24 protein-coding genes are annotated in these 21,721 nt (G+C 47.1%); 14 read left to right on the top strand and 10 right to left on the bottom strand.

The window, feature by feature from the left end:
• Positions 1-15: 15 nt before the first annotated feature.
• From N530_RS0115360 to rpiA, 8 genes are all read right to left on the bottom strand, one after another.
• The gene (locus N530_RS0115360) at positions 16-813 is read right to left on the bottom strand and encodes a class III extradiol ring-cleavage dioxygenase (RefSeq protein WP_026481428.1); all 798 of its coding nucleotides are present in this window, start codon (positions 811-813) and stop codon (positions 16-18) included.
• Positions 814-888: 75 nt separating this feature from the next.
• Positions 889-1,245 carry a diacylglycerol kinase gene (locus N530_RS0115355; RefSeq protein ID WP_026481427.1) on the bottom strand — a complete coding sequence of 119 codons (357 nt, stop codon included), beginning with the start codon at positions 1,243-1,245 and terminating at the stop codon, positions 889-891.
• A 4-nt stretch (positions 1,246-1,249) separates the two neighbouring features.
• Positions 1,250-1,642: a GFA family protein gene (locus N530_RS0115350; protein WP_026481426.1), complete on the bottom strand. Its 393-nt coding sequence runs from the start codon at positions 1,640-1,642 to the stop codon at positions 1,250-1,252.
• A 71-nt stretch (positions 1,643-1,713) separates the two neighbouring features.
• Positions 1,714-3,093 carry a class II 3-deoxy-7-phosphoheptulonate synthase gene (locus N530_RS0115345; protein ID WP_026481425.1) on the bottom strand — a complete coding sequence of 460 codons (1,380 nt, stop codon included), beginning with the start codon at positions 3,091-3,093 and terminating at the stop codon, positions 1,714-1,716.
• A 124-nt stretch (positions 3,094-3,217) separates the two neighbouring features.
• Positions 3,218-3,835 (bottom strand): gamma-glutamylcyclotransferase family protein, encoded by a 618-nt coding sequence (locus N530_RS0115340; protein WP_026481424.1) that lies wholly within the window; start codon positions 3,833-3,835, stop codon positions 3,218-3,220.
• On the bottom strand, positions 3,835-5,226 hold the full coding sequence (gene gor, locus N530_RS0115335) for a glutathione-disulfide reductase (RefSeq protein ID WP_026481423.1): 1,392 nt from the start codon (positions 5,224-5,226) through the stop codon (positions 3,835-3,837). The genes N530_RS0115340 and gor overlap by 1 nt, the downstream gene beginning before the upstream one ends.
• Positions 5,227-5,332: 106 nt before the next feature.
• On the bottom strand, positions 5,333-5,878 hold the full coding sequence (locus N530_RS0115330; RefSeq protein WP_026481422.1) for a DUF2059 domain-containing protein: 546 nt from the start codon (positions 5,876-5,878) through the stop codon (positions 5,333-5,335).
• Positions 5,879-5,921: 43 nt separating this feature from the next.
• Complete coding sequence (gene rpiA / locus N530_RS0115325; RefSeq protein ID WP_026481421.1) at positions 5,922-6,623, bottom strand: ribose-5-phosphate isomerase RpiA; 702 nt, start codon at positions 6,621-6,623, stop codon at positions 5,922-5,924.
• A 168-nt stretch (positions 6,624-6,791) separates the two neighbouring features.
• Between rpiA and N530_RS0115320 the strand changes: the two genes are divergently transcribed.
• From N530_RS0115320 to N530_RS0115310, 3 genes are all read left to right on the top strand, one after another.
• Positions 6,792-7,472, top strand: coding sequence for an HAD family hydrolase (locus tag N530_RS0115320; protein WP_026481420.1), 681 nt, complete (start codon positions 6,792-6,794; stop codon positions 7,470-7,472).
• A gap of 115 nt (positions 7,473-7,587) precedes the next feature.
• Positions 7,588-8,625, top strand: a complete 1,038-nt coding sequence (locus N530_RS0115315; protein WP_026481419.1) for a fatty acid desaturase — start codon at positions 7,588-7,590, stop codon at positions 8,623-8,625.
• Positions 8,626-8,810: 185 nt separating this feature from the next.
• On the top strand, positions 8,811-10,412 hold the full coding sequence (locus N530_RS0115310) for a fumarate hydratase (RefSeq protein WP_026481418.1): 1,602 nt from the start codon (positions 8,811-8,813) through the stop codon (positions 10,410-10,412).
• A gap of 24 nt (positions 10,413-10,436) precedes the next feature.
• Here N530_RS0115310 and N530_RS0115305 read toward each other — a convergent pair whose 3' ends face one another.
• Both N530_RS0115305 and N530_RS0115300 read right to left on the bottom strand, forming a co-directional pair.
• Entirely contained in the window at positions 10,437-11,054 is a 618-nt protein-coding gene (locus N530_RS0115305; protein ID WP_026481417.1) for a pyridoxamine 5'-phosphate oxidase family protein, read from the bottom strand.
• Positions 11,051-11,404 carry a gamma-butyrobetaine hydroxylase-like domain-containing protein gene (locus N530_RS0115300; protein ID WP_026481416.1) on the bottom strand — a complete coding sequence of 118 codons (354 nt, stop codon included), beginning with the start codon at positions 11,402-11,404 and terminating at the stop codon, positions 11,051-11,053. Before N530_RS0115300 ends, N530_RS0115305 begins: the two co-directional genes overlap by 4 nt.
• Positions 11,405-11,506: 102 nt before the next feature.
• Between N530_RS0115300 and moaA the strand changes: the two genes are divergently transcribed.
• From moaA to N530_RS0115245, 11 genes are all read left to right on the top strand, one after another.
• Positions 11,507-12,532: a GTP 3',8-cyclase MoaA gene (moaA, locus tag N530_RS0115295; RefSeq protein WP_202899090.1), complete on the top strand. Its 1,026-nt coding sequence runs from the start codon at positions 11,507-11,509 to the stop codon at positions 12,530-12,532.
• Positions 12,525-13,610, top strand: coding sequence for an FAD-binding oxidoreductase (locus N530_RS0115290; protein ID WP_035267288.1), 1,086 nt, complete (start codon positions 12,525-12,527; stop codon positions 13,608-13,610). Before moaA ends, N530_RS0115290 begins: the two co-directional genes overlap by 8 nt.
• Before the next feature lie 70 nt (positions 13,611-13,680).
• Positions 13,681-14,604 carry a DMT family transporter gene (locus tag N530_RS0115285; protein WP_026481413.1) on the top strand — a complete coding sequence of 308 codons (924 nt, stop codon included), beginning with the start codon at positions 13,681-13,683 and terminating at the stop codon, positions 14,602-14,604.
• A complete protein-coding gene (locus N530_RS0115280; RefSeq protein WP_026481412.1) occupies positions 14,605-15,513 on the top strand; it encodes a DMT family transporter in 909 nt (302 codons plus the stop codon).
• A gap of 105 nt (positions 15,514-15,618) precedes the next feature.
• Positions 15,619-16,830, top strand: a complete 1,212-nt coding sequence (locus tag N530_RS0115275; protein ID WP_026481411.1) for a multidrug effflux MFS transporter — start codon at positions 15,619-15,621, stop codon at positions 16,828-16,830.
• 39 nt (positions 16,831-16,869) lie between these two features.
• A complete protein-coding gene (fdhD, locus tag N530_RS0115270; RefSeq protein WP_026481410.1) occupies positions 16,870-17,757 on the top strand; it encodes a formate dehydrogenase accessory sulfurtransferase FdhD in 888 nt (295 codons plus the stop codon).
• Positions 17,750-18,376: a molybdenum cofactor guanylyltransferase MobA gene (gene mobA, locus N530_RS0115265; protein WP_026481409.1), complete on the top strand. Its 627-nt coding sequence runs from the start codon at positions 17,750-17,752 to the stop codon at positions 18,374-18,376. The genes fdhD and mobA overlap by 8 nt, the downstream gene beginning before the upstream one ends.
• Positions 18,373-18,888 carry a molybdopterin-guanine dinucleotide biosynthesis protein B gene (gene mobB, locus N530_RS0115260; RefSeq protein ID WP_026481408.1) on the top strand — a complete coding sequence of 172 codons (516 nt, stop codon included), beginning with the start codon at positions 18,373-18,375 and terminating at the stop codon, positions 18,886-18,888. Before mobA ends, mobB begins: the two co-directional genes overlap by 4 nt.
• Entirely contained in the window at positions 18,885-20,156 is a 1,272-nt protein-coding gene (gene glp, locus N530_RS0115255; protein WP_026481407.1) for a gephyrin-like molybdotransferase Glp, read from the top strand. Before mobB ends, glp begins: the two co-directional genes overlap by 4 nt.
• Positions 20,157-20,171: 15 nt before the next feature.
• Complete coding sequence (locus tag N530_RS0115250; protein ID WP_026481406.1) at positions 20,172-20,726, top strand: cytochrome b/b6 domain-containing protein; 555 nt, start codon at positions 20,172-20,174, stop codon at positions 20,724-20,726.
• Positions 20,727-20,865: 139 nt separating this feature from the next.
• Complete coding sequence (locus N530_RS0115245; RefSeq protein ID WP_018688201.1) at positions 20,866-21,648, top strand: ABC transporter substrate-binding protein; 783 nt, start codon at positions 20,866-20,868, stop codon at positions 21,646-21,648.
• Positions 21,649-21,721: the final 73 nt, after the last annotated feature.

Below are 21,721 nucleotides of genomic sequence, written 5' to 3'. Positions count from 1 at the left end.
AATCGGGTCCAGAGCCTAATTAAACGCAAATGCGTTCATCGCAAGCGCCCCAAACTCATGACTTTCATGCAACATCACGGCTTTGCCCGAACGACCAGCGCCCAGAGCAACAAAAAGTGGCGCAATATGTTCTTCTGTCGGATGGTTCTCTTCGGCATAAGGCGCTTGATTGCGGTAATCCAAAAGCGCTTCAATATCACCGCTCTCCAATCGTTCGGTCATCCAATTCTCAAACTCTGTCACCCATTCAGGCGCAATGGCATTCCGATCTGCCAGACCATTTGCACCAAAAACCGCACGAAGATTGTGGGTGAATGAGCCAGAGCCGATGATTGCAATATCATCCGATAGTGCAGCGCGCAGCGCTTTACCCAATTCGAAATGCCATCTTGCATCGCGATTTGGCGCAACAGATATTTGAACAATCGGCACATCTGCAGCTTCATTGAGGAGCATCATTGGCACCCAAGTACCGTGATCAAAACCACGGTTTTCAAATGCGTGCGCATCATAGCCAGCTTCCATCAATGTTTGCGCCGTATCTGATGCCAAACTTGGCAGACCGGGCGCGGCATAAACCATGGCGTTGAGCCGTCGATCAAAACCACCAAAATCATAAATCATTTCCGGCTCAGCATCGCCTGACAACAAAACTTGATCAGCCTCAAAATGAGCACTGGCCACCACATAGGCTTTAGGTTTTGCTGCATTGGCGCCGAACTCTTTTAAGAAACGAGCAGCGGCGGTATCAGCCAAAACAAGGTCCGGCGCACCGTGCGAAATAAATAGAGCATCGGGATATGTGTTAGGCATTATCTTTTCTCCTTAGTCAGGAGATAATGTGCGGTGAGGATCGTTCACACAAGCCGTGGTTTTCACGACACATTGTCAACTAAATCGCAATAGCCATTCTATGGTAGCAAAGCCCCACACCGTTGCGGCCATGAAAACAGAGAGCAAAACGGCAAGCGAACCGCAGTCCTTTGCAATCTTGATATTAGCATCAAAGTCAGTGCTCAAGGCATCGCAAACCGCTTCAACCGCAGTATTCAGCACCTCAACAAGAATGATAAAGACCAACATAAAAATCAATAAAAGATACTGCTGAAAACTAGCTGCAATGATGTAACCAGCAGGTAGAGCAGCGACAAGAATGATGCATTCTTGTTTGAACGCTGTCTCATGCCGAAGCAAATGCACCAAGCCAGCCCAAGAATTTTTCAATGCAGATACAAGTCGCAGCATTAAACTAGATCAAATCCGATTGTTCAAAAACAGGCAGGCCATCGCAGATTTCATAATAATCACCTTTATCAGCAACATAGATATGACGATCTGCAACCAAACCCGTTGGCTTTTCAAGGCTACCAGCCATTATTGACGTTTTATCGCTGCCATTGCTCTTCCAAAAAAGCACCGACCCGCAATGTGAACAAAATCCGCGTTTTGCAGTTTCAGATGCTGCATACCATGTCAGGTTCTCACCGCCATGAATATCAATATCTTTGTCTGCCGCACTGGTCGCAGCAACGAAGTGACCTGTTTGCTTGCGGCATTGTTCGCAATGGCAATAAATCACCTTGCGCAGCTCGCCTGAAACGTCAAATGAAACAGCGCCGCAATGGCATGAACCTTTGGCCATAAAAACCTCCAACAAATAAGGCCGCAGAATAACAGCTGCGGCCTTATAAATGCGTTTAATATGCGACCTTATCAGCCATTAACAGCCACTTTCGATGTGCCGCTATCACGATCTTTTTTCAAAAGCTCCGCAACAAGGAATGACAATTCCAAAGCCTGATCAGCGTTCAGACGCGGATCACAATGCGTGTGGTAGCGATCTTGCAAATCAGCTTCCGTGATTGCTTTAGCACCGCCCATGCATTCGGTAACATTTTTGCCAGTCATTTCGACATGCATACCACCAGCATAAGTACCTTCTGCACGGTGAACATCAAAGAAAGACTGAACCTCGCCAAGCACACGGTCGAATGGGCGCGTTTTATAACCGCCTGCAGAAATTGTGTTTCCGTGCATCGGGTCACATGACCAAACTACTTTTTTGCCTTCTTTTTCAACAGCTCTAATAAGCTGTGGCAAATGCTGCTCAACCTTATCATGGCCAAAACGTGCAATCAGCGTTAAACGGCCAGCTTCATTTTCAGGGTTCAAACGGTCGATCAAATTCAAAAGATCATCTGTTTCAAGCGATGGACCACATTTCAAACCGATTGGGTTTTTAACACCGCGGCAGAACTCAACATGCGCATGGTCAAGCTGGCGTGTACGGTCGCCAATCCAAATCATATGACCAGATGTCGAGTAGAAATCGCCAGAGGTTGAATCGGTGCGTGTCATCGCCTGCTCGTAACCAAGCAAAAGCGCTTCATGGCTCGTGAAGAATTCTGTTTCACGTAGCTTAGAATGATTTTCCGCTGTGATGCCGATTGATGACATGAATTGCATCGTCTCAGAAATGCGATCAGCAAGTTCTGAATAACGTGCACCTTGCGGGCTACCAGCAACAAAGTCCATCGTCCACTGATGCACATTTTCTAGATTTGCATAACCGCCCTGCGCAAAAGCGCGAAGCAAGTTCAACGTAGCTGCAGACTGGCGGTATGCCATAATCTGACGCTCTGGATCAGGAATACGTGAAGCTTCATCAAAATCGATGCCGTTAATGATGTCACCGCGGTAAGACGGTAATTCAACATCATTTTTCTTTTCAATATCCGATGAACGTGGCTTGGCAAATTGCCCTGCAATTCGGCCAATTTTCACAACAGGCTTAGAACCTCCAAAAGTCAGCACTGCTGCCATTTGAAGGAAAACACGGAAGAAATCGCGAATATTATCTGCTTCATGTTCAGCAAATGATTCAGCGCAGTCACCGCCCTGAAGGAGAAATCCGTTGCCTTCGCAAACATCCGCAAGGTGGCTTTTCAGCGAGCGTGCCTCACCTGCAAAAACAAGTGGCGGAAACGATGAAAGGCGCTTCTCAACGACTTCGAGTTTCGCTTGGTCCGGATAGTTAGGCACCTGCAAAATGGGTTTGCTGCGCCAGCTGTCGGGTGTCCAATTGTCTGCCATAATCTTAAAACCTAATATTGCGCCGCCCAATGCGGCATTAACTTGCGATCCTATAAAACATAACCTGCGGTTATGTCACCCCGCAATTCGACTTAGAAAGACCTGTATTTTTAAACAATAGTTCTTAAACTATACTCATAAATGATGTGATCTGGTCAAACAAATACTGCTCGCTGTCTGACAAGGAAACATAACGCGGATAACGCGGCGATGCGCGGTCTGCAAAAAGTTTGGTATCAAACCGCGCCGTGCGTTCCACGAAATTACGGACGCCTTCTTCACCATATTGATGCAAATACCCTTGCATTACGGCATCAAGATAACTCTGCAAAATATAATGCGGCGCGTCGACTTTTTGCGGCAATCTACCTGAATAAACATAAAGCGGTATCTCAGGCAGAGCCTTGTCATCATATAGCTTCAAATCCTCAGGCGTCACGCTAAGGCGGTCATAGCCACACTCTCGCTCATCGAGCAAAGGTAAATTCTCGCTAAAATCAAAGACCAGCAAACCGTCCAACAAATCATCACGCGATGACGGCGCTGAACTAAGCAGAGCGATCGGCTCTGTGCCAACATCCGGTCTTTCCTGCCAGCTACGCTTAAAACCGCGCAACTGCGCGCGTTCATAATGCAGAACATTGGTACGGTGTGTTGCCGGATTTACGAGCGAGCCATACCCAAAATAAGCAATCAGATCACCGCCGCGTGCCCGTTCAACAAGTGCTTCCCACTCCATCATTAGCCTACACGTTCACCATCTTTAATACGGTAAGTTGGCTCATACATTGTCACAAATTCTTCTGCTGCTGATGGATGCAAGGCCATCGTCGCATCAAAATCATCTTTGGTACAACGCGCTTTTAATGAAATACCAAGCAACTGAGCCATTTCGCCTGCATCCGGACCAATCACATGAGCGCCAACAACGATGCGCGTTGAAGCATCAACAATGAGCTTCATCATCATTTTTTCATCGCGGCCCGGCAAAATGTTTTTCATCGGCCGGAATGTGGTTTTATACACTTCAAGTGCACTGTATTTTTTAACCGCCTGCTCTTCGCTCAAACCAACAGTGCCAATCTCCGGCTGTGAGAACACTGCCGTTGGAATTGTATCGTAGTCTGGTTTTGTTGGGTTATTCAAAAACGCCGTTTGGAGCAAAGACATAGATTCGTGAATAGCAACCGGTGTCAATTGCACGCGGTCAATCACATCGCCCACGGCCCAAATATGTGGCACATTTGTACGGCAATAATCATCAACGATGATCGCGCCTTTCTGATTGATTTCTACGCCTGCATTGTCCAATCCAAGACCTTTGGTATTAGGGTGACGCCCTAACCCAAGCATAATCTGGTCCACAGTCAGCACATCACCGCCAGATAGGGTTGCATCAAGCTTCCCGTCACTGCGTTTTTCGACCTTCGTAAAGACCTCGTGCAAAATGACTTTTATGCCTTTGTCGATCATCGTTTGCTGCAAGTGATCGCGTAAATCATCATCAAAACCGCCAAGAATCTTGACGCCGCGATAAATCAACGTGGTTTCGACACCCAAGCCGTGGAAAATATTAGCAAATTCGACGGCAATATAGCCCCCACCTGCAATGATAATTGATTTGGGCAATTCTTCCAGATGCAACGCCTCATTGGAAGTGATGCAATGCTCATGCCCATCCAAATCATTATGAGTGTTCGCGTTGCCACCAGTTGCGACCAATATTTGTGCCGCCGTGACAGTCTTTCCGCTGGCTTCAAGATAAACCTCATGCGGTCCTTTAAGAACCGCACGACTATCAAAAATCTCAACATTATTGCCTTCAAGACCTTTACGGTAAAGTCCTTCTAGCCGTGCAATCTCTTCGTCTTTTTTCGCCATGAGCACCTTCCAATCGAAAGACGTCTCACCAACGCTAAAGCCATAACCAGCAGCATCTTCGAAATATTCTGGATAATGTGAGGCATAAACAAAAAGTTTTTTGGGAACACAGCCGCGAATGACGCAAGTACCACCCATGCGGTACTCTTCGGCCAAACCAACCTTTTTCCCTAGCGCGCTCACCCGGTTTGCGGCACGCACACCACCAGAACCGCCACCAATCACAAAGAAGTCGAAATCAAAATCAGACATAATATTATCCAAATAAAAAAGCTGCCTGCAACATATCGCGTTACAAGCAGCTTTTCACAAGGTCTAAGCGGACCGTTTAACGATCACTCTTAGTTTATTACACGCATTATTCAGTTTTAGTCTCGGCTGCATCATCGGTTTTGTCTTCAACCGAACGCGGCGCTATTTCTTTAAGTTTCTCGTTCACGTTTTCGAGCAAATCGCGCTCGATACCGCGCTGCCAAACGGCAGCAGCTTGTTGAACTTCACGGGCCAATATCGCGCCATTATTCAACAAAGCCTTGCCTGCATCAGATGAATAAAACGCAGCAATAGCATTCAAATCTGCTTCAGAAATTGACTTGGCATAAACAAGCGCAGCTTCTTTTTCCAAGTCAGCACGCCGCGAAACCAACGCCAAGGTCTCTGTGTCAACAATTTCATTAATTTGCGTTTCCAAATCAGGATTATTCCCAATCATTTGACTTGTAATACGCAAAGCTACATTCGGTAGAATCTCATCAAAACGCGCAGTTGCTTCAATAGCCGTTATCGCTTTACGCGCAGCCTCCAAGTGGCCTTCAGTAACTTCTTGAGCCATGGATGTTGTCATCGTTGCGCCTGTCACGGCAATAGCGAGTACGCCACCTTTAATCCATTTGGTTATCTTCATTCTACCCAACTCCTATAACTCTGTTCCATCTGCATTGTTATGTTCACAATGCAGTCGTTTTAATCTCAATACCGTTTTCCTGAGCAACCACAGCAACATCAGCCAGGCCAATAAACAGCCCATGTTCAACAACACCTGGTATCGCATGCAACGCATTTGATAACGCCTCTGGGTCGCAAATGTGGCCGAATGATGCATCTAGGATCAAATGTCCACCATCGGTTTTAAATTCATCACCATCGCGGTTTTCGCGAATTTTAATCGTGCCAACAAGGTTCAATCGACCAGCGGCATCTTCTATGGCCTGTTTGGTCGCTGCCAACCCAAAAATATTGACTTCAATCGGCAGAGGAAAAGCACCCAGTTTTTCCACAACCTTGCTGCCATCCGCAATCACGATCATTTTCTTAGATGCAAAAGCAACGATTTTTTCGCGCAGCAATGCACCGCCCCCGCCTTTTATAAGCGATAGATTCGCGTCCAGCTCGTCGGCACCATCAATTGTTAGATCAAGCTGCGGCGTTTCATCTAAAGAGGACAGCGGCACACCAAGCTCTGTGCAAAGCTTGGCCGTGCGTTCAGACGTTGGAACACCAATGATTTCAAGGCCATCATTGACCCGCTCAGCCAGAAGTTTCACAAACTCCTCTGCGGTTGAGCCAGTGCCAATACCAAGGCGCATACCACTTTCAACATATTCAAGCGCAGCACGCGCAGCTTCAATTTTCATGGATTGTTGGGACATTTATTTCAGCACTCATTCATATAATAGGTCAAATTGTCCGATAACATGTGCAATTCACCCCGCCAACCGCCAAAACACCTTATAAAGACATCAAATAGCTTTTCAATTTTACAAACATTACATTAGTCAAAGAGCTAAAGCTTCAAAAGAGTTACATTAGGACCAACTATGAACAAGCCCTCGCCGCTGATTGTGTTCGATCTCGACGGAACACTTATCGACACGGCTCCTGACCTTCTTGCCACGCTTAACGATATAATCGCGGCTGAAGGATTGGATGCCGTAGATACGGATGAAATGCGTGCACATGTGGGCTTTGGAAGCCGTGTCATGCTGGCGCGCACGTATCAAATGGCAGGAAAACATATAAATCCTGAAAAACTCGATAATCTGGTTGCAGACTTCATTGCACAATACGCACAAAACATGCCTGGCAACTCCAAGCCTTTCGACGGTCTTTTGGATACAATGGAGGCTCTTAAAAAAGATGGCTTTCAATTCGCAGTCTGTACAAACAAGACGGAAATGCTCGCAAAAAAGCTTCTAAAAGCCTTAAATATGGACCATTGGTTTGAAGCAATTACAGGCCAAGATACATTTTCCGTGCGAAAACCGCACCCAGATCATCTTCTAAAAACAATCGAAATGGCAGGCGCAGATCCCAAACGGTCAATTATGGTCGGAGACACACCAACGGATTTTTCAACAGCCAAAGCGGCGTTGATTCCCGTCATTGCGGTCGATTTTGGCTACTGCGACACGCCCGTTGAAGATTATCAGCCTGAAAAGATAATTTCACACTTTAATGAAATGACCTCGAAAATGGTTTTATCGTTGATAAACAAGTAAATAAGTCATCTTTTTTCATGGTTTTAATTTTGGATAAAACGCAACTGTGACCATTCGTCTATTGCACTTATTGTTTCAGCCGTTCATCAAGTACAAAATTAACTGGGCTTAAGATATGAATAAACGACCGAGTGCAGAGACGTTTGACGTCGACAATGGCGAAAAACCAGCTGCTGACTGGATGCGAACACTCGCAAAATATAGAGACCCGCATCACGGTCGATCTACACTTGAAATAGCATGGACATTGGTACCGTTTATCGGTTTGTGGCTTGCGGCGTGGTTTGCGTTCTCGATTAGCCCCATAATTTCAGTTTTGATTTGCGTTCCTGCTGCTTTTTTCCTCGTGCGCCTTTTTGCTATCCAACATGATTGCGGCCACGGAGCATTTTTCCGACACAAGAAATTAAACGACTGGGTTGGCCGTGCCCTTGGCGTTCTAACGCTCACGCCATACGATGTTTGGCGCCAAAGCCATATTTTGCATCACGCTTCTTCAGGTAATTTGGACAATCGCGGCATTGGCGACATTAAAACGCTGACCGTCAAAGAGTTTTCTGAGCGCGGATTTTGGGGACGCTTGCAGTATCGCGCCTATCGCAATCCATTGGTGCTGTTTGTTATTGGACCTGTCTATATTTTCATGCTCGATAATCGTTTGCCGTTCCAGTTCTTTACCGCTGGTGCAAAATACTGGGTAAGCGCCATGGGTACAAATGTCGCTATTGCCGTTATTGCTGCGGTCCTCATTTATACGATGGGCCTTGCTGAATTTTTCACTATCTTCTTCGCAACAACGGCTATGGCGGCCGCAATTGGTGTTTGGCTTTTCTATATTCAACACCAGTTTGAAGAGACCGTTTGGGAAAGCGGCGATGAATGGCAGCTTCATGAAGCTGCGCTCTATGGCAGCTCACATTATGATTTGCCGCCGGTATTCAGATGGCTAACAGCCAATATTGGCATCCACCATGTGCATCATCTATATAGCCGTATTCCGTTTTACCGCCTGACACAGGTGCTTAATGATAATCCTGCTTTGGCAGATATTCGCCGTTTAACATTTCTAGAAAGCTTGAAATGCATAAACCTGCAATTGTGGGATGAGGACAAACGTCGCCTCGTCACCTTTGCAGAAGCAAGATCAGCATAAGAAACATAAACTGAACAATCAGCGGCCCTTCATGGGCCGCTTTTTTAGGGATTGGGATCTGGTACATAAAGACAAGCTTTGCTGCCCAAATGCGCAATCTTAGCAGAAAATCCTATATCCGAGCGATTGCGATTTTCGCACAAATCCTTACAAACCAAACAATCGTAATTCTTTAGGAAAAACAGATGAGCAAGCTCTTCCCGCTGGGTAAACGATCCACTCAATGGCGCAAGCTAACAGACAAATTCGTCTCGGTTGACAATTTTCGTGGTAACGAAACCTTGGTTGTCGAAACCGAAGCGCTACGTTTGTTATCAGAACAAGCTTTTTCCGATATCAATCACCTATTGCGCCCCAGCCACCTAAAGCAGCTGGCCTCAATTCTCGAAGACCCAGAAGCCACCGAAAACGATCATTTCGTTGCCTATGATCTTTTGAAAAACGCCAACATTGCCGCTGGCGGTATATTGCCGATGTGCCAAGATACTGGCACCGCAATCATTATGGGCAAAAAAGGCCGGAACGTTTGGACCGAAGGCGGCGACGAAGATGCGCTCGGCTGCGGTGTGCGTGACGCGTATGAGAAGAAAAACCTGCGCTATTCACAGCTAGCGCCCTTGTCGATGTATGAGGAAAAAAACACAAAGAACAACCTACCTGCACAGGTCGACCTTTATGAGGAAGGCGTTGATGAATACGAATTTTTATTCGTAGCCAAGGGCGGCGGGTCAGCCAACAAAACCTTCCTTTATCAAGGCACGCCATCGCTCCTAACGCATGACCGCATGACCGAATTCTTGCGTGAAAAAATCTTAACGCTCGGCACAGCGGCTTGCCCGCCCTATCACCTTGCAATCGTTATCGGCGGCACATCAGCCGAAATGAATTTGAAAACGGTCAAGCTCGCATCAACGCATTATTTAGATGAGTTGCCGACTGAAGGCTCCGAAGAAGCCAACGCCTACCGCGATTTGGAAATGGAAAAAGAAATCCATGCGATGACCCAAAACATGGGTATTGGCGCACAGTTTGGCGGCAAGTATTTCTGCCATGATGTCCGCGTTATCCGCTTGCCGCGGCATGGTGCTTCATTGCCAATTGGCCTTGGTGTTTCCTGCTCGGCAGATAGACAAGCGCTTGGCAAAATCAACAAGGAAGGCGTCTTCATCGAGCAGTTGGAAACCAATCCAGCACAATATATGCCGGATGTAGATGAAGAACATTTGGGCGGTGCTGTGGTCAAAATTGATCTCGCGCAGCCGATGAATCAAATTCTTGAAGAACTGTCCAAACACCCTGTAAAGACTCGTCTTTCTCTAACCGGCACAATCATCGTTGCCCGTGATTTGGCGCATTCAAAAATCCGTGCACGGCTTGAAGCTGGCGAAGATATGCCGGATTATTTTAAAAATCATCCGATCTATTATGCCGGCCCAGCCAAAACGCCAGAAGGCATGGCTTCTGGTTCCTTCGGCCCAACGACGGCTGGCCGCATGGATTCCTATGTCGATCAATTCCAAAGTTTTGGCGGCTCAATGGTGATGCTTGCCAAAGGAAACCGTTCACGCCAAGTGCGCGAGGCATGTAAAACCCACGGTGGCTTTTATCTAGGATCGATTGGCGGCCCAGCGGCACGATTGGCGCAGGACTGCATCAAAAAAGTCGAAGTTGTGGAATATCCAGAACTCGGCATGGAAGCGATTTGGAAAATTGAAGTTGAGGATTTCCCTGCTTTTATCGTCATCGATGGTGAGGGTAATGACTTTTTCAAAGAGTTCGGAATGTAATTCCGAACTCTATATCAAAAGCGATTACCACATCGTTTTTTCTGCGCGGCCAGCCCATTCTTCATCATATGCTTTGCCCTCAAACGCGCCTTGCGTTTGTGCTTTCAGCACATCACCTGTCGATGGAATGGCTGCCGGATCAACATAGGTCTCCGGATCCCACAACCCTGCCCGCAGGACAGCACGTCCGCACTGCGTGTAAATTTCGCGAAGACTAACCACCACGGCAGAACGTGGTAATTTTCCATCACGCTCCATTGATTTCAAAAGTTTTTCATCTGTCGTAACAATGGCCGTTCCATTCAAACGAATAGTTGTCAGCGAGCCAGGGATTAAAAACAACATCGCAATTTCGGGATTACGCACAATATTGCGCAAACTATCCATGCGGTTATTGCCGCGTCTATCAGGAATGATAATCGTCTTGTCATCATAAATAACAAACGCGCCCCCAAGCTCACCGCGCGGCGAACAATCAAGTCCCTCTGGCCCTGCCGTTGCAAGGGCAAAAAACGGAGAAGCTTCAATTAAAGCCCGATATTCAGCGGTCAATGAATGTGCCACTTTAACCTGTGATGCTTGTCCCGGAACGCCGTATAGTTCTTCAAGCGTAGCGACATCTTTGACTGCTTCAAAACTCATCGGCTTAGACCTTTTTCTGCCAGCTCATTTAAATATTCTGACCACTTGGCTTGCTTGTTAGCGCCAAGTTCGGCCAAATAAGTCCAAGAAAAAATACCCGTATCGTGCATATCATCAAAGACAATCCGCACAGCATAATTGCCAACCGGCTCCATCTTCATAATTTCCACGTCTTTTTTGCCGTGCTTCAGCTTGCGCTGTTCGGGCGAATGACCTTGCACCTCTGCCGATGGGGACATCACACGAAGCATCTCTGCAGGAAGATCATATGCGCTTTCATTGTCAAAGCGAACAGAAAGCAGCTTTCTATCGCTTGAAACCCTTAGTTCAGTCGGCCATATTTCACTCATGGGCAGCATCCGTTAATTATTGTGTCAGTGTCAAAAAAACACCGCAAGTTGAGTTGACCAACAGACCTTTACAGCCAACAGTCACCTGATATGCGTTAGGACATGAAAACAATGACAGCAAGCACAACAGGACCAGAAATGATTGATCCATTCGGCAGAATGGTCGATTATTTGCGCGTTTCAGTGACAGACCGCTGTGATTTTCGCTGCGTCTATTGCATGTCAGAGCATATGACCTTTCTGCCCAAGAAAGAGCTTTTAACGCTTGAAGAGCTTGATCGGCTTTGTACAGCCTTCATCAACAAGGGTGTGAAGCGATTGCGTCTTACAGGCGGTGAACCATTAGTGCGCAAAAATATCATGCATCTCATTGAGCAATTGTCGCGGCACTTAAAATCAGGTGAGCTGGATGAGCTAACACTCACAACCAACGGTTCCCAACTGGCCAAATACGCACAACAATTGGCTGATAATGGCGTCAAACGCGTCAATGTCTCACTGGATACGCTGGATGGTGACAAATTCAAAAAGATCACCCGCTGGGGCGCACTCGACCGCGTGCTGACCGGCATTGAAGCTGCACGCAGCGCTGGCCTCAAAGTTAAGATCAATGCCGTTGCGCTTAAGGGCGTCAATGACATGGAAATCGTTGATATGATGCGCTGGGCACACAAGGATGATATGGATTTCACGCTCATTGAAACAATGCCAATGGGTGAAATCGATGAAGATCGAACAGATCAATATTTACCGCTCAAACAAGTGCGCAGTGATCTCGAACAAGATTTCACCCTGAACGATATCGCTTATAAAACCGGCGGCCCTGCGCGTTATGTTGAAGTGGCTGAAACCGGTGGACGCATTGGCTTCATCACGCCCATGACGCATAATTTCTGCGAGAGTTGCAACCGTGTGCGCCTTACATGCACAGGCACGCTTTATATGTGTCTTGGCCAAGATGATGCTGCTGATTTACGCACACCGCTACGCGCATCTGAGGGCAACGAACTTGTCAGCCAAGCAATTGACGAAGCAATTAGCCGCAAACCAAAAGGGCATGATTTTATTATTGACCGGACAACAAAACGGCCATCTGTATCGCGCCATATGAGTGTAACTGGTGGCTAAAGTTGCAATCATTGGCGCTGGGATTGCTGGCCTATCGTCGGCGTGGGCGCTTACGAAGGACGGGCATCAAGTAACGCTCTATGAACAAGGCCCGATTCCAAATCCTTTATCTGCATCAGGCGATGAACACCGCATCATTCGCCGTGCCTATGGCAAGCAAAGCGGTTATCAAAAACGAATCGATGATGCCTATGCAGCTTGGGAAGAATTATTTGCAGACCTTGGCGAACGGCACTTAAAAGAAACTGGCTTTCTACTCATTAGCCAATGCGAGGGTGATGAGGCCGATGAATATTATCAAGGTCTTGTTGAAGGCGGCTATCCAAATCACAAGATGACACCTAAGGAAGCTGCGGAAAAATATCCGTTCCTAGATGCGTCAACATTTATGTATGCCGCTGAAAGCCCCGAAGGCGGCGCCCTACTCTGCCAAAACATCGCGGCCGATTTAAAGCAATGGCTTTTGCGCAATGGTGCTGAACTACGCGAAAATCATAAAGTTAAATCCGTTGCGCCAAAATTTGGCATTGTTGATGGCGATCACTATGACCAAATTATCATAACGGCAGGAGCGTGGGTATTAGAGCTTATGCCATCGCTTGCCGAGCACCTTACAACCTATCGCACCGCTGTTGGCTATTATACGCCGCCTCAAGATCTTGCCGAAGCCTGGGCAAAAGCGCCTGTAATTCTTGATGTTGGTGCAGACACTGACGGCTATGTTATTCCGCCCATTGCTGGCTCAGGCGTAAAGCTTGGAACGGGGTTGCATAAATACGCGTCTCTGCCCGATCACAATAGGGTCGCGCAGGCACAAGAAGCCGAAGAAATTAAAAACCACTTTTCACCGCCCTTCAACAGGCTAAACGAATACATCCATGAGAAAACGGTGACATGTGCTTACACATTCACCAAGGATTCCCATTTCTTTGTGCATCAAGTAAAACGCGTAACCGTGGTCTCAGCTTGTTCTGGGCATGGGTATAAGTTTGGTGCTGCCATTGGCAAGCAAATCGCGAAATCCGTTACAAATAAGGACTATGAATCGTTAAAGCTCTGGCTTGAAGCGCGCGATTAGCCAAAGTGCACTATGTGTTTCTTCATCTTGATGATAACCCGATATCATCAATCACAATAAGACAATCAATATGACCCTATCCACAAATTATAAGGCCGCCGCATTTATGGCGTTGGCGATGTCCGGCTTCATTATTAATGATGTGATCGTCAAAACATTGTCCGATGAAATAAATGCTGGTCAGGTCATGTTTGTGCGTGGCTTAATGATGGTTGCTTTGCTGGCCGCACTAATCATTTATAAAAAACAACGCATTACCGTTAGGCAAGCCACAAGTGTGCCTATGCTTTTGCGTGTGATCTTAGAAGCTGTGGCGACCACATTCTTTTTGATTGGCTTTTCAAATTTGCCTGTCGCAAATGCTTCTGCGATCATGCAATCCTTGCCCTTGGTTGTCACATTGGGCGCATTTCTGTTTTTAAATGAGCCTGTAGGTTGGCGCAGGGTCTCGGCAATCTTGATCGGCTTTGCCGGGGTCTTGATCATTATCCGCCCGGGCCTTGATGGTTTTAATATCTACTCACTTGTCATGTTGGTGGTTGTTGTGCTGGCAGCAGGCAGAGACATTGTCACACGCATGCTCGACAAAGACATATCACCTTTTTATGTCTCGTTACTTGCTGCGGCGGCGGTCACATTGCTAGGCGCTGCATTAATTGTCCCATTTGGCGGCTGGCAGCCAATGACATTAAAAACACTGGGCACGCTTATACTAGCAGCAGGATTTTTATTCGTTGGCTATCATTTTATCGTTCTTGCAATGCGCGATGGAGACATCGCAACGGTCGCCCCTTTCCGATACGCCGCACTACTTTGGGCAATATTACTAGGCTATTTAATATTCGACGACCTGCCTGATTTTTGGACGATTATCGGCAGTATCATTGTTGTTGGCAGTGGCCTTTACGCTATCTTTCGTGAGCATCAACGCAACCGAAGCGTTCAAGCCATCAGCAAATCAGCAACCCAAATCCCCGGCGGTCGAGGTACTTAAATGGCATTGGCCCTCATTCAGAATAATCTTCGCGCAATCATCCTGATGGTTGTGTCTATGGCACTTTTTGCTGTCGAAGATGCCATGATAAAGTTTTCCTCTCTCAAGCTGGATGTGGGACAAATACTCTTTGTTCTTTCACTTGCGGGCTTTATTTCATTTGCAATTATTGCACGCCTGCAAAACGAAAAATTATTCACGGCAAAATTACTCAAAACACCCGTTGTGTTGCGTAATTTGGGTGAAGTTATTGCTGCGTTTGCCTTTGTAACAGCACTAACCCGTATGCCGCTTTCCAATGCTTCGGCAATTTTGCAAGCAACCCCGCTGATGGTAACCCTTGGCGCTGCAATCTTCTTAAAAGAACCTGTCGGCTGGCGTCGTTGGTCAGCTATTTTAATAGGATTTACTGGCGTCATCATTATCATCCGCCCAGGAATGGCGGGCTTTAACGCAGCATCTATTCTCGCCCTTATAGGCGTTGCCGGCATATCACTGCGCGATTTGGCAACAAGGCGTGTTGATGTCAATATTTCAACTGCGGTCGTATCTGCAATAGCCTTTTTGACGTTAGCGATACCGTCATATTTTCTGATGGAATTTCAGGGTGGATGGCAACCCATTAATAGCGCAACCTTCTGGTATCTTTTTACCGCCTGCCTCGTCGGTCCTGCGGGCTATTACTGTATCGTTCATTCGGTCAGACTGGGAGAGATGGGAACCATTGCTCCGTTTAGATACACACGTTTGATTTTCGCAATTTTTATCGGCTATTTCTTCCTACAAGAGCGCCCAGATCTGCTGATGATAATTGGATCAATATTGGTTATTGCTTCTGGTATTTATGCGATCTACCGCGAACGCATACGGGCGCTTGAGCTCAAAAAGCTAAACCCTCAACCCCAGTAATGTAAGCGCAATCAATAACGTTCAAACAATGCAAGTACTATAGAGCGACAACACAAAGCGTATCGGGTCATCAAGTTAAGACCTCGTACTATTCATGAGGCTACAATGACGATTTCCGCAGACATTTATCAGGCAGCAAAGCCAAAAATTTGGATATTGGTCATACTGGCAGCGGTCGGTCCTTTAGCGATCAACATATTCGTTCCGTCTATGCCAAGCATCGCTCTCGATCTTGATGCGCCTTATGCAACGGTGCAGCTGGGCCTTTCGATGTACCTATTGGCCACCGCTGCAATCTCGCTTTTCTCTGGCCCATTGTCGGATAAATACGGACGAAAGCCCGTCCTTGTAGGGTCGCTTATTTTGTTTCTCGTCGGCTCCACCATCTGCCTACTGGCAGACAATGCTTCATCATTTCTAATTGGCCGTATTATTCAAGCAGCAAGTGCGACAGGTATGGTGCTATCGCGCGCGATTGTGCGCGATGTTTATCCACGTGAAAAATCAGCCAGCATGATTGGCTATGTCGTAATGGGCATGGCAGTCGCGCCCATGATTGGCCCTGCTATCGGCGGCTACATAGACAGTGTCGCAGGCTGGAGATGGTCCTTTGGCTTACTCACTTCATTTGGTTTAATTGCCCTTTTGGCAACTTTAATTTTGCTGCCTGAGACAAACACAAATATCGGCCAAAGCGCGAGCAATCAGATACAGGGCTATATTTCGCTCGCAACAATGCCAATCTTCTGGCTATTTGTCGGCTCGGCTTCATTTACCTCAGCTGTCTTCTTTTCTTTCCTTGGCGGTGGGCCAGCCGTATCCAGCCTGTTCTTCGGGCAAACACCTTTTGAATATGGAATGTACTTTTCCCTATGTGCCCTTGGTTATGCATTCGGCAACGGAATAGCTGGTCGATATTCTGAAGCCGTTGGGCTTGAAAAAATGATGTCCCTTGGTGCTATTTTCAGCTTTATCGGGCCGGTCGTCTCTCTTCTTTTGTTTTACCTGTCGGCGGAACCTGCTGCGTGGATGTTGTTCGTACCGCTTTCGCTAATTGGCCTTGGCAATGGCATGACACTGCCCAATGTCACGGCTGCGACCATATCAGTGAGACCAGAAGCCGCTGGTGCCGCATCTGGCTTGCTCGGTTCATTACAGATTGGCGGTGGTGGTTTGGCATCGATTATTGGCGGCATCGTTGTTGGCGAAACAGGCTCCCCTTACGGGCTTTGTGCCCTATTGGTGGGCTTTGGACTTGCCGCATTAATTATCACCTTGATGGCGGCGCGTATGTCGCGCCGATACGAAGCAAATTAGCATTTGAAGTCAGCCCTCATCTTCAGGCATATAAGTGTCATGAACACCTCAGATGAAAATCAGTATTTGCTAGCGCCTAACCCTGAAGCTGAAGGTCTATCGACCCATGTTTCGGGATATGATGAAAACGGCCTGCCCGTTACCGTCAATGTGGTGACTGAAAAACCGGTCACGCTTTACCTGAACGCGCAGGAAATCGTGACAATGATGACGATTGGCGACCACCCAGATCTTCTAGCTGTCGGCTATTTACGCAATCAAAACATGCTCAAACCAGACGATGAGATAACGGGCATTGAGTATGATGATGATTTGGATGTCGTGGTTGTGCGCACAAAGCGCCAGACGAATTACGAACAAGTTTTAAAAAAGAAAGTGCGCACATCCGGTTGCGCTCAAGGCACCATATTTGGCGACATAATGGATGGATTTGATGATATCGCCCTCGATCCTGAAGCGCGTTTGAAAACATCCGACCTTTATCAGTTGACCAAGACCATCAACACGACGCCCAGCCTATATTTAAGCGCTGGTGCTATTCATGGCTGTGTGCTCTGCCAAGACGGGCGAGCACTGGTCTATATGGAAGATGTCGGCCGCCATAATGCGGTCGATAAAATTGCAGGCTGGATGCATTTGAACAACGAGCCCGCGGAGAACAAAATCTTCTACACCACGGGCCGCCTCACCTCTGAAATGGTGATTAAGACTGTGATGATGAAAATCCCTATTCTCGTCTCGCGTTCAGGCTTTACAGCTTGGGGCGTGGAACTTGCACAGCGTGCTGGACTGACGCTCATCGGGCGTGCACGCGGCAAGCGATTTACAGCACTTGCAGGACATCAACGCATTATCCGTGATCTGGACCCAGCATCAGTTTCCCATGAAAACGCTGAACATGGGCGCAAAGGAAGCAAAGATGATTGAACTTGAAAACATCACGGGCGTCATTATTGCTGGTGGTCGCTCAACGCGCATGGGCGGCGGGGACAAATCACTTTTGAAACTTGGCGATGTAACAATCCTTCAAGCTGTGCATCACAAATTGGAAGCTCAAGTCAAAGATATTGCCATCAACACCAATTCGGATGATCCCCGTTTTAACATAGGTTCTACACCTTGCTTTTCCGACACGCTTGCTAACTTTCAAGGTCCGCTCGCAGGGCTATTAGCATCCATGCAATGGGTGCGTGAAAACCGCCCCTCCACAACACATATCGTGACGATTGCAAGCGACTCGCCGTTTTTCCCCGATAATTTGACCGCCGAGCTTGCAGCAAATGCGCCAGATGCCGAAACCATTATTATGGCAAAATCAGGCGGCTTCAATCACCCCGTCTTCGCTTTATGGCCAGTATCTTTGTGCAACGATCTTGAAAAATGGTTGAGTGACACTGGCATTCTAAAAGTCATGGCGTGGGTTCGTTCGCACCCGCATGTCTTTGTCGATTTTCCGTTTAAACAAGATAGCGATCCGTTCTTCAACATTAACACACCGGAAGATTTGGCGATCGCTCAGAAAATCTATCAGGAGCAGCAAGCATGACGAAGCCGCTTTTTGGTATTTCAGGTTTTAAGAACTCCGGCAAAACAACGCTCACGGCTTCGTTGATCGCCGAGTTCACATCACGCAAGCTAAGCGTCTCCTCCGTCAAGCATGCACATCATGAATTCGACCTTGATCAACCGGGCACAGATACTGACAAGCATCGAAGTTCAGGCGCAAAGGAAGTCGTGATTTCCAGCGCAAAACGCTGGGCGCTCATGCATGAAATAAGCGCCGATGAAGACGAACCTAACCTACAAACTCTCATCACACATATGGCAGACGCAGATATTATTCTGGCTGAAGGCTTTAAAAGTGAAGGACATCCCAAAGTGCTTTTGATCGCTTCTGCCGAGCAGGCAAAACTTATGGGACGCATCAATAATGTCGTCGCTATCGCTGCCGAACCAGATATCGAGATCGACAGCGATCTTCCCCGTTTTGAGCGTAATGACATCAAACAGATCGCAGACTTTATTGCTCAGCATCTCAACTTAGAGCCACGTTCATGAGCACCACGCGCCAACTGCTTGATGATTGTTTTTTGCACGACAAAGACAGGATGAAACATGCCGAAGTTTTAGATACGATTGATCGTAGTTTAAACTTGGTCGTCAATGACGAAGAATTATCATTAGATGATGCTTACGGACGTATCATCGCGCAAGATGTGATCGCGCCGCGCAATGTACCTTATACCGATAATACAGCCGTGGACGGCTACGCCTTTTCTCATGCGGACTATATTTCATACGAAGGAAAATTAGCGCTCGGCGCGTTGATCGCTGCTGGTGATAGCCATGAGGTTACGTTGAAAAAAGGTGAATGTGCGCGCATATTCACTGGCGCAATCATGCCACAAAACGCCGAAACGGTGGCCATGCAAGAAGATTGCGAAATCACAGAAGATGGGAAAATCTTTATTCCGTCAGGCTTAAAATTAGGCGCTAATTGCCGCAAAGCTGGTGAAGACCTCAAGGCTGAAACATGCGTTATCAATCAGGCAGAGCTTTTAACGCCAGCGAAAATTGCGACGCTCGCCTCAATTGGAATGGCACAAATCAAACTACGCAAAAAATTACGCATCGCAATTCTATCGACCGGCAATGAAATACTTGATGCGTCGCAACCTTTCTCAGCCGGCAAAGTTTATGACGCCAACAGGCCGATGCTGAAAGCGCTACTTGCCAGCCCAATGGTAACAATCAGCGATTTGGGCATATTGCCAGACAATGAAGCGGCAATCACACAAGCCATGCGCGATGCTGCGAAAAATCATGATTTGATTCTCACAAGTGGCGGCGCATCACGCGGTGACGAAGATCATATGCTCAATGTGCTAAGCAATTTGGGCAAGCGGCACCTTTGGCAAATCGCGATTAAACCGGGTCGCCCCATGATGTTTGGACAAATCAACAATTGCGTTGTCGTCAGCCTGCCCGGCAACCCAGTCGCATCTATGGTTTGCGCCAATCTTTATGTTTATCCTGTCATCGCAAAACTGCTAGGTATGCCTATCAAGCAGCCGCAGGTCATATCGGTAGCAGCTGACTTTGAAATCAAAAAGAAGAAGACTGACCGACGCGAATTTCTGCGCGGTTGGCTGCAAGAAGATGAAAATGGAAACACTATTGCAGTGAAGTTTGATCGTGACGGCTCAGGGCTGATAACGGGACTGCGCAAAGCAACCGGCTTGATCGAAATCCCTGAAGAGGTAAACAAGATCAACAAAGGCGATCGGGTGCGTTTTGTACCATTTCATGCCTTCAAACCAAGTTGAGTGCAGATTAAATAAATGACCGAAACTATATTGCCGCATGATGTACCAAATGCAAAAGCAGATCCGGCGGCGAACTATTCACTGCTTTCTGTGATCAATCATTGGCTTGGCGTGCTTGCGATCATCATTATGGTCGCCGCGCAGCAACTTGATTTGCCTTCTATCCATTTGAGCTTTGGCCTGCTGCTAGCGCTGCCGTTGATATGGCGCGTTATTTTTCGCCTTTCGCGCGGGTTTCCACGCACGCCCAATCAACACCCGACAATTAGTTTTCTTGAGCGCTTAATTATTATCGGCTTATTGGCTGCGATTTTTCTGCTCGCAATAACCGGACTTATAATGCCCTTACTCTCTGGCACTGCGTATAATTTCTTCAATCTGGTCAGCTGGACAGCGCCTTATTCAGGCAACCAAGCGGCATTGGAGATAACACAGCAGGTACATTTGTTCTGTGCGACTGCCCTATTGCCATTATTTTTACTTCATTTGGCAAGCTTTGCGCGCCATGCCATTATTAATAAAAATGGCAATACTTTGCGCATGTTAAGACCACTGAACGGCGGCAAATAATCGGTACACCCATTTTTTGTCAGCTACTCCGATTTCTTGTTGCATTTCAATGTAAACTAGTGGGAAGATCGGGAACCTAAAATATTGGGTTTAAATGACACTGCGAAAACAGCAGTGCACAAACTACAAGGGAAGAAAAATGCGTTTTACAAAAACAATTCTGGCATCTGTTGCAGCAGTCGCGCTTTCAGTCGGCGCAGCGCAGGCAGAAAGCCACGCTATGAAAATCAAAATCGGCACTGAAGGCGCCTACCCTCCATTTAACAGCCTTGAAGCAGACGGCTCGCTGGTTGGATTTGATATCGACATTGCAAAAGCCCTTTGCGAAGAAATGAAAGCAGAATGTGAATTTGTAACAAGCGATTGGGATGGCATCATCCCTGCCCTTCTTGCTGGCAAGTTCGATGCAATCATCGCGTCTATGTCAATCACAGACGAGCGTAAAGAGCAGGTCGATTTCACAAATAAATACTACAACACACCGCCAGCAATTGCCGTACCAAAAGACTCTGACATTGCAGAAGCAACAGATGCAGCCCTTGCAGGCAAAACACTTGGTGCTCAATCTTCAACAACGCATTCTAACTATGCTGAAGAAAAACTAGGTTCTGCTGAACTGAAACTTTACCCGACACCAGACGAATACAAACTTGATATTGCCAGCGGCCGTATCGATGGCGTGATCGACGATGTTGTTGTTCTTTCTGACTGGCTCGCAACAGAAGACGGCGCATGCTGTAAATTGCTTGGCACTTTGACACCAGACTTGGCGATCAATGGCGAAGGCGCAGGTATTGCGATCCGCAAAGGCGAAGAAGAACTGCGTGAAAAATTCAATGCAGCCATTATTGCGATCCGCGAATCTGGAAAATATGAAGAAATCAACACAAAGTATTTCGATTTCGACGTTTACGGCGACTAATTATTCGCTTTAATTAAGAGAGCGGCGGGAGTTCTATAAGCTTCCGCCGTTGTCACATCAACAAGTCGAAGGG

Origin of the sequence: Ahrensia sp. 13_GOM-1096m, from assembly GCF_000620605.1 — a bacterium.
GTDB lineage: Bacteria > Pseudomonadota > Alphaproteobacteria > Rhizobiales > Rhizobiaceae > Ahrensia > Ahrensia kielensis.
Note: the sequence above shows the minus strand (reverse complement) of the source record. Positions and strands in the feature narration are given on the sequence as shown.

Bases quoted from the DNA above. Each gene is read 5' to 3' on its own strand.
- N530_RS0115360 (WP_026481428.1), bottom strand. From the start codon at position 813: ATGCCTAACACATATCCCGATGCTCTATTTATTTCGCACGGTGCGCCG.
- N530_RS0115355 (WP_026481427.1), bottom strand. From the start codon at position 1,245: ATGCTGCGACTTGTATCTGCATTGAAAAATTCTTGGGCTGGCTTGGTG.
- N530_RS0115350 (WP_026481426.1), bottom strand. From the start codon at position 1,642: ATGGCCAAAGGTTCATGCCATTGCGGCGCTGTTTCATTTGACGTTTCA.
- N530_RS0115345 (WP_026481425.1), bottom strand. From the start codon at position 3,093: ATGGCAGACAATTGGACACCCGACAGCTGGCGCAGCAAACCCATTTTG.
- N530_RS0115340 (WP_026481424.1), bottom strand. From the start codon at position 3,835: ATGATGGAGTGGGAAGCACTTGTTGAACGGGCACGCGGCGGTGATCTG.
- gor (WP_026481423.1), bottom strand. From the start codon at position 5,226: ATGTCTGATTTTGATTTCGACTTCTTTGTGATTGGTGGCGGTTCTGGT.
- N530_RS0115330 (WP_026481422.1), bottom strand. From the start codon at position 5,878: ATGAAGATAACCAAATGGATTAAAGGTGGCGTACTCGCTATTGCCGTG.
- rpiA (WP_026481421.1), bottom strand. From the start codon at position 6,623: ATGTCCCAACAATCCATGAAAATTGAAGCTGCGCGTGCTGCGCTTGAA.
- N530_RS0115320 (WP_026481420.1), top strand. From the start codon at position 6,792: ATGAACAAGCCCTCGCCGCTGATTGTGTTCGATCTCGACGGAACACTT.
- N530_RS0115315 (WP_026481419.1), top strand. From the start codon at position 7,588: ATGAATAAACGACCGAGTGCAGAGACGTTTGACGTCGACAATGGCGAA.
- N530_RS0115310 (WP_026481418.1), top strand. From the start codon at position 8,811: ATGAGCAAGCTCTTCCCGCTGGGTAAACGATCCACTCAATGGCGCAAG.
- N530_RS0115305 (WP_026481417.1), bottom strand. From the start codon at position 11,054: ATGAGTTTTGAAGCAGTCAAAGATGTCGCTACGCTTGAAGAACTATAC.
- N530_RS0115300 (WP_026481416.1), bottom strand. From the start codon at position 11,404: ATGAGTGAAATATGGCCGACTGAACTAAGGGTTTCAAGCGATAGAAAG.
- moaA (WP_202899090.1), top strand. From the start codon at position 11,507: ATGAAAACAATGACAGCAAGCACAACAGGACCAGAAATGATTGATCCA.
- N530_RS0115285 (WP_026481413.1), top strand. From the start codon at position 13,681: ATGACCCTATCCACAAATTATAAGGCCGCCGCATTTATGGCGTTGGCG.
- N530_RS0115280 (WP_026481412.1), top strand. From the start codon at position 14,605: ATGGCATTGGCCCTCATTCAGAATAATCTTCGCGCAATCATCCTGATG.
- N530_RS0115275 (WP_026481411.1), top strand. From the start codon at position 15,619: ATGACGATTTCCGCAGACATTTATCAGGCAGCAAAGCCAAAAATTTGG.
- fdhD (WP_026481410.1), top strand. From the start codon at position 16,870: ATGAACACCTCAGATGAAAATCAGTATTTGCTAGCGCCTAACCCTGAA.
- mobA (WP_026481409.1), top strand. From the start codon at position 17,750: ATGATTGAACTTGAAAACATCACGGGCGTCATTATTGCTGGTGGTCGC.
- mobB (WP_026481408.1), top strand. From the start codon at position 18,373: ATGACGAAGCCGCTTTTTGGTATTTCAGGTTTTAAGAACTCCGGCAAA.
- glp (WP_026481407.1), top strand. From the start codon at position 18,885: ATGAGCACCACGCGCCAACTGCTTGATGATTGTTTTTTGCACGACAAA.
- N530_RS0115250 (WP_026481406.1), top strand. From the start codon at position 20,172: ATGACCGAAACTATATTGCCGCATGATGTACCAAATGCAAAAGCAGAT.
- N530_RS0115245 (WP_018688201.1), top strand. From the start codon at position 20,866: ATGCGTTTTACAAAAACAATTCTGGCATCTGTTGCAGCAGTCGCGCTT.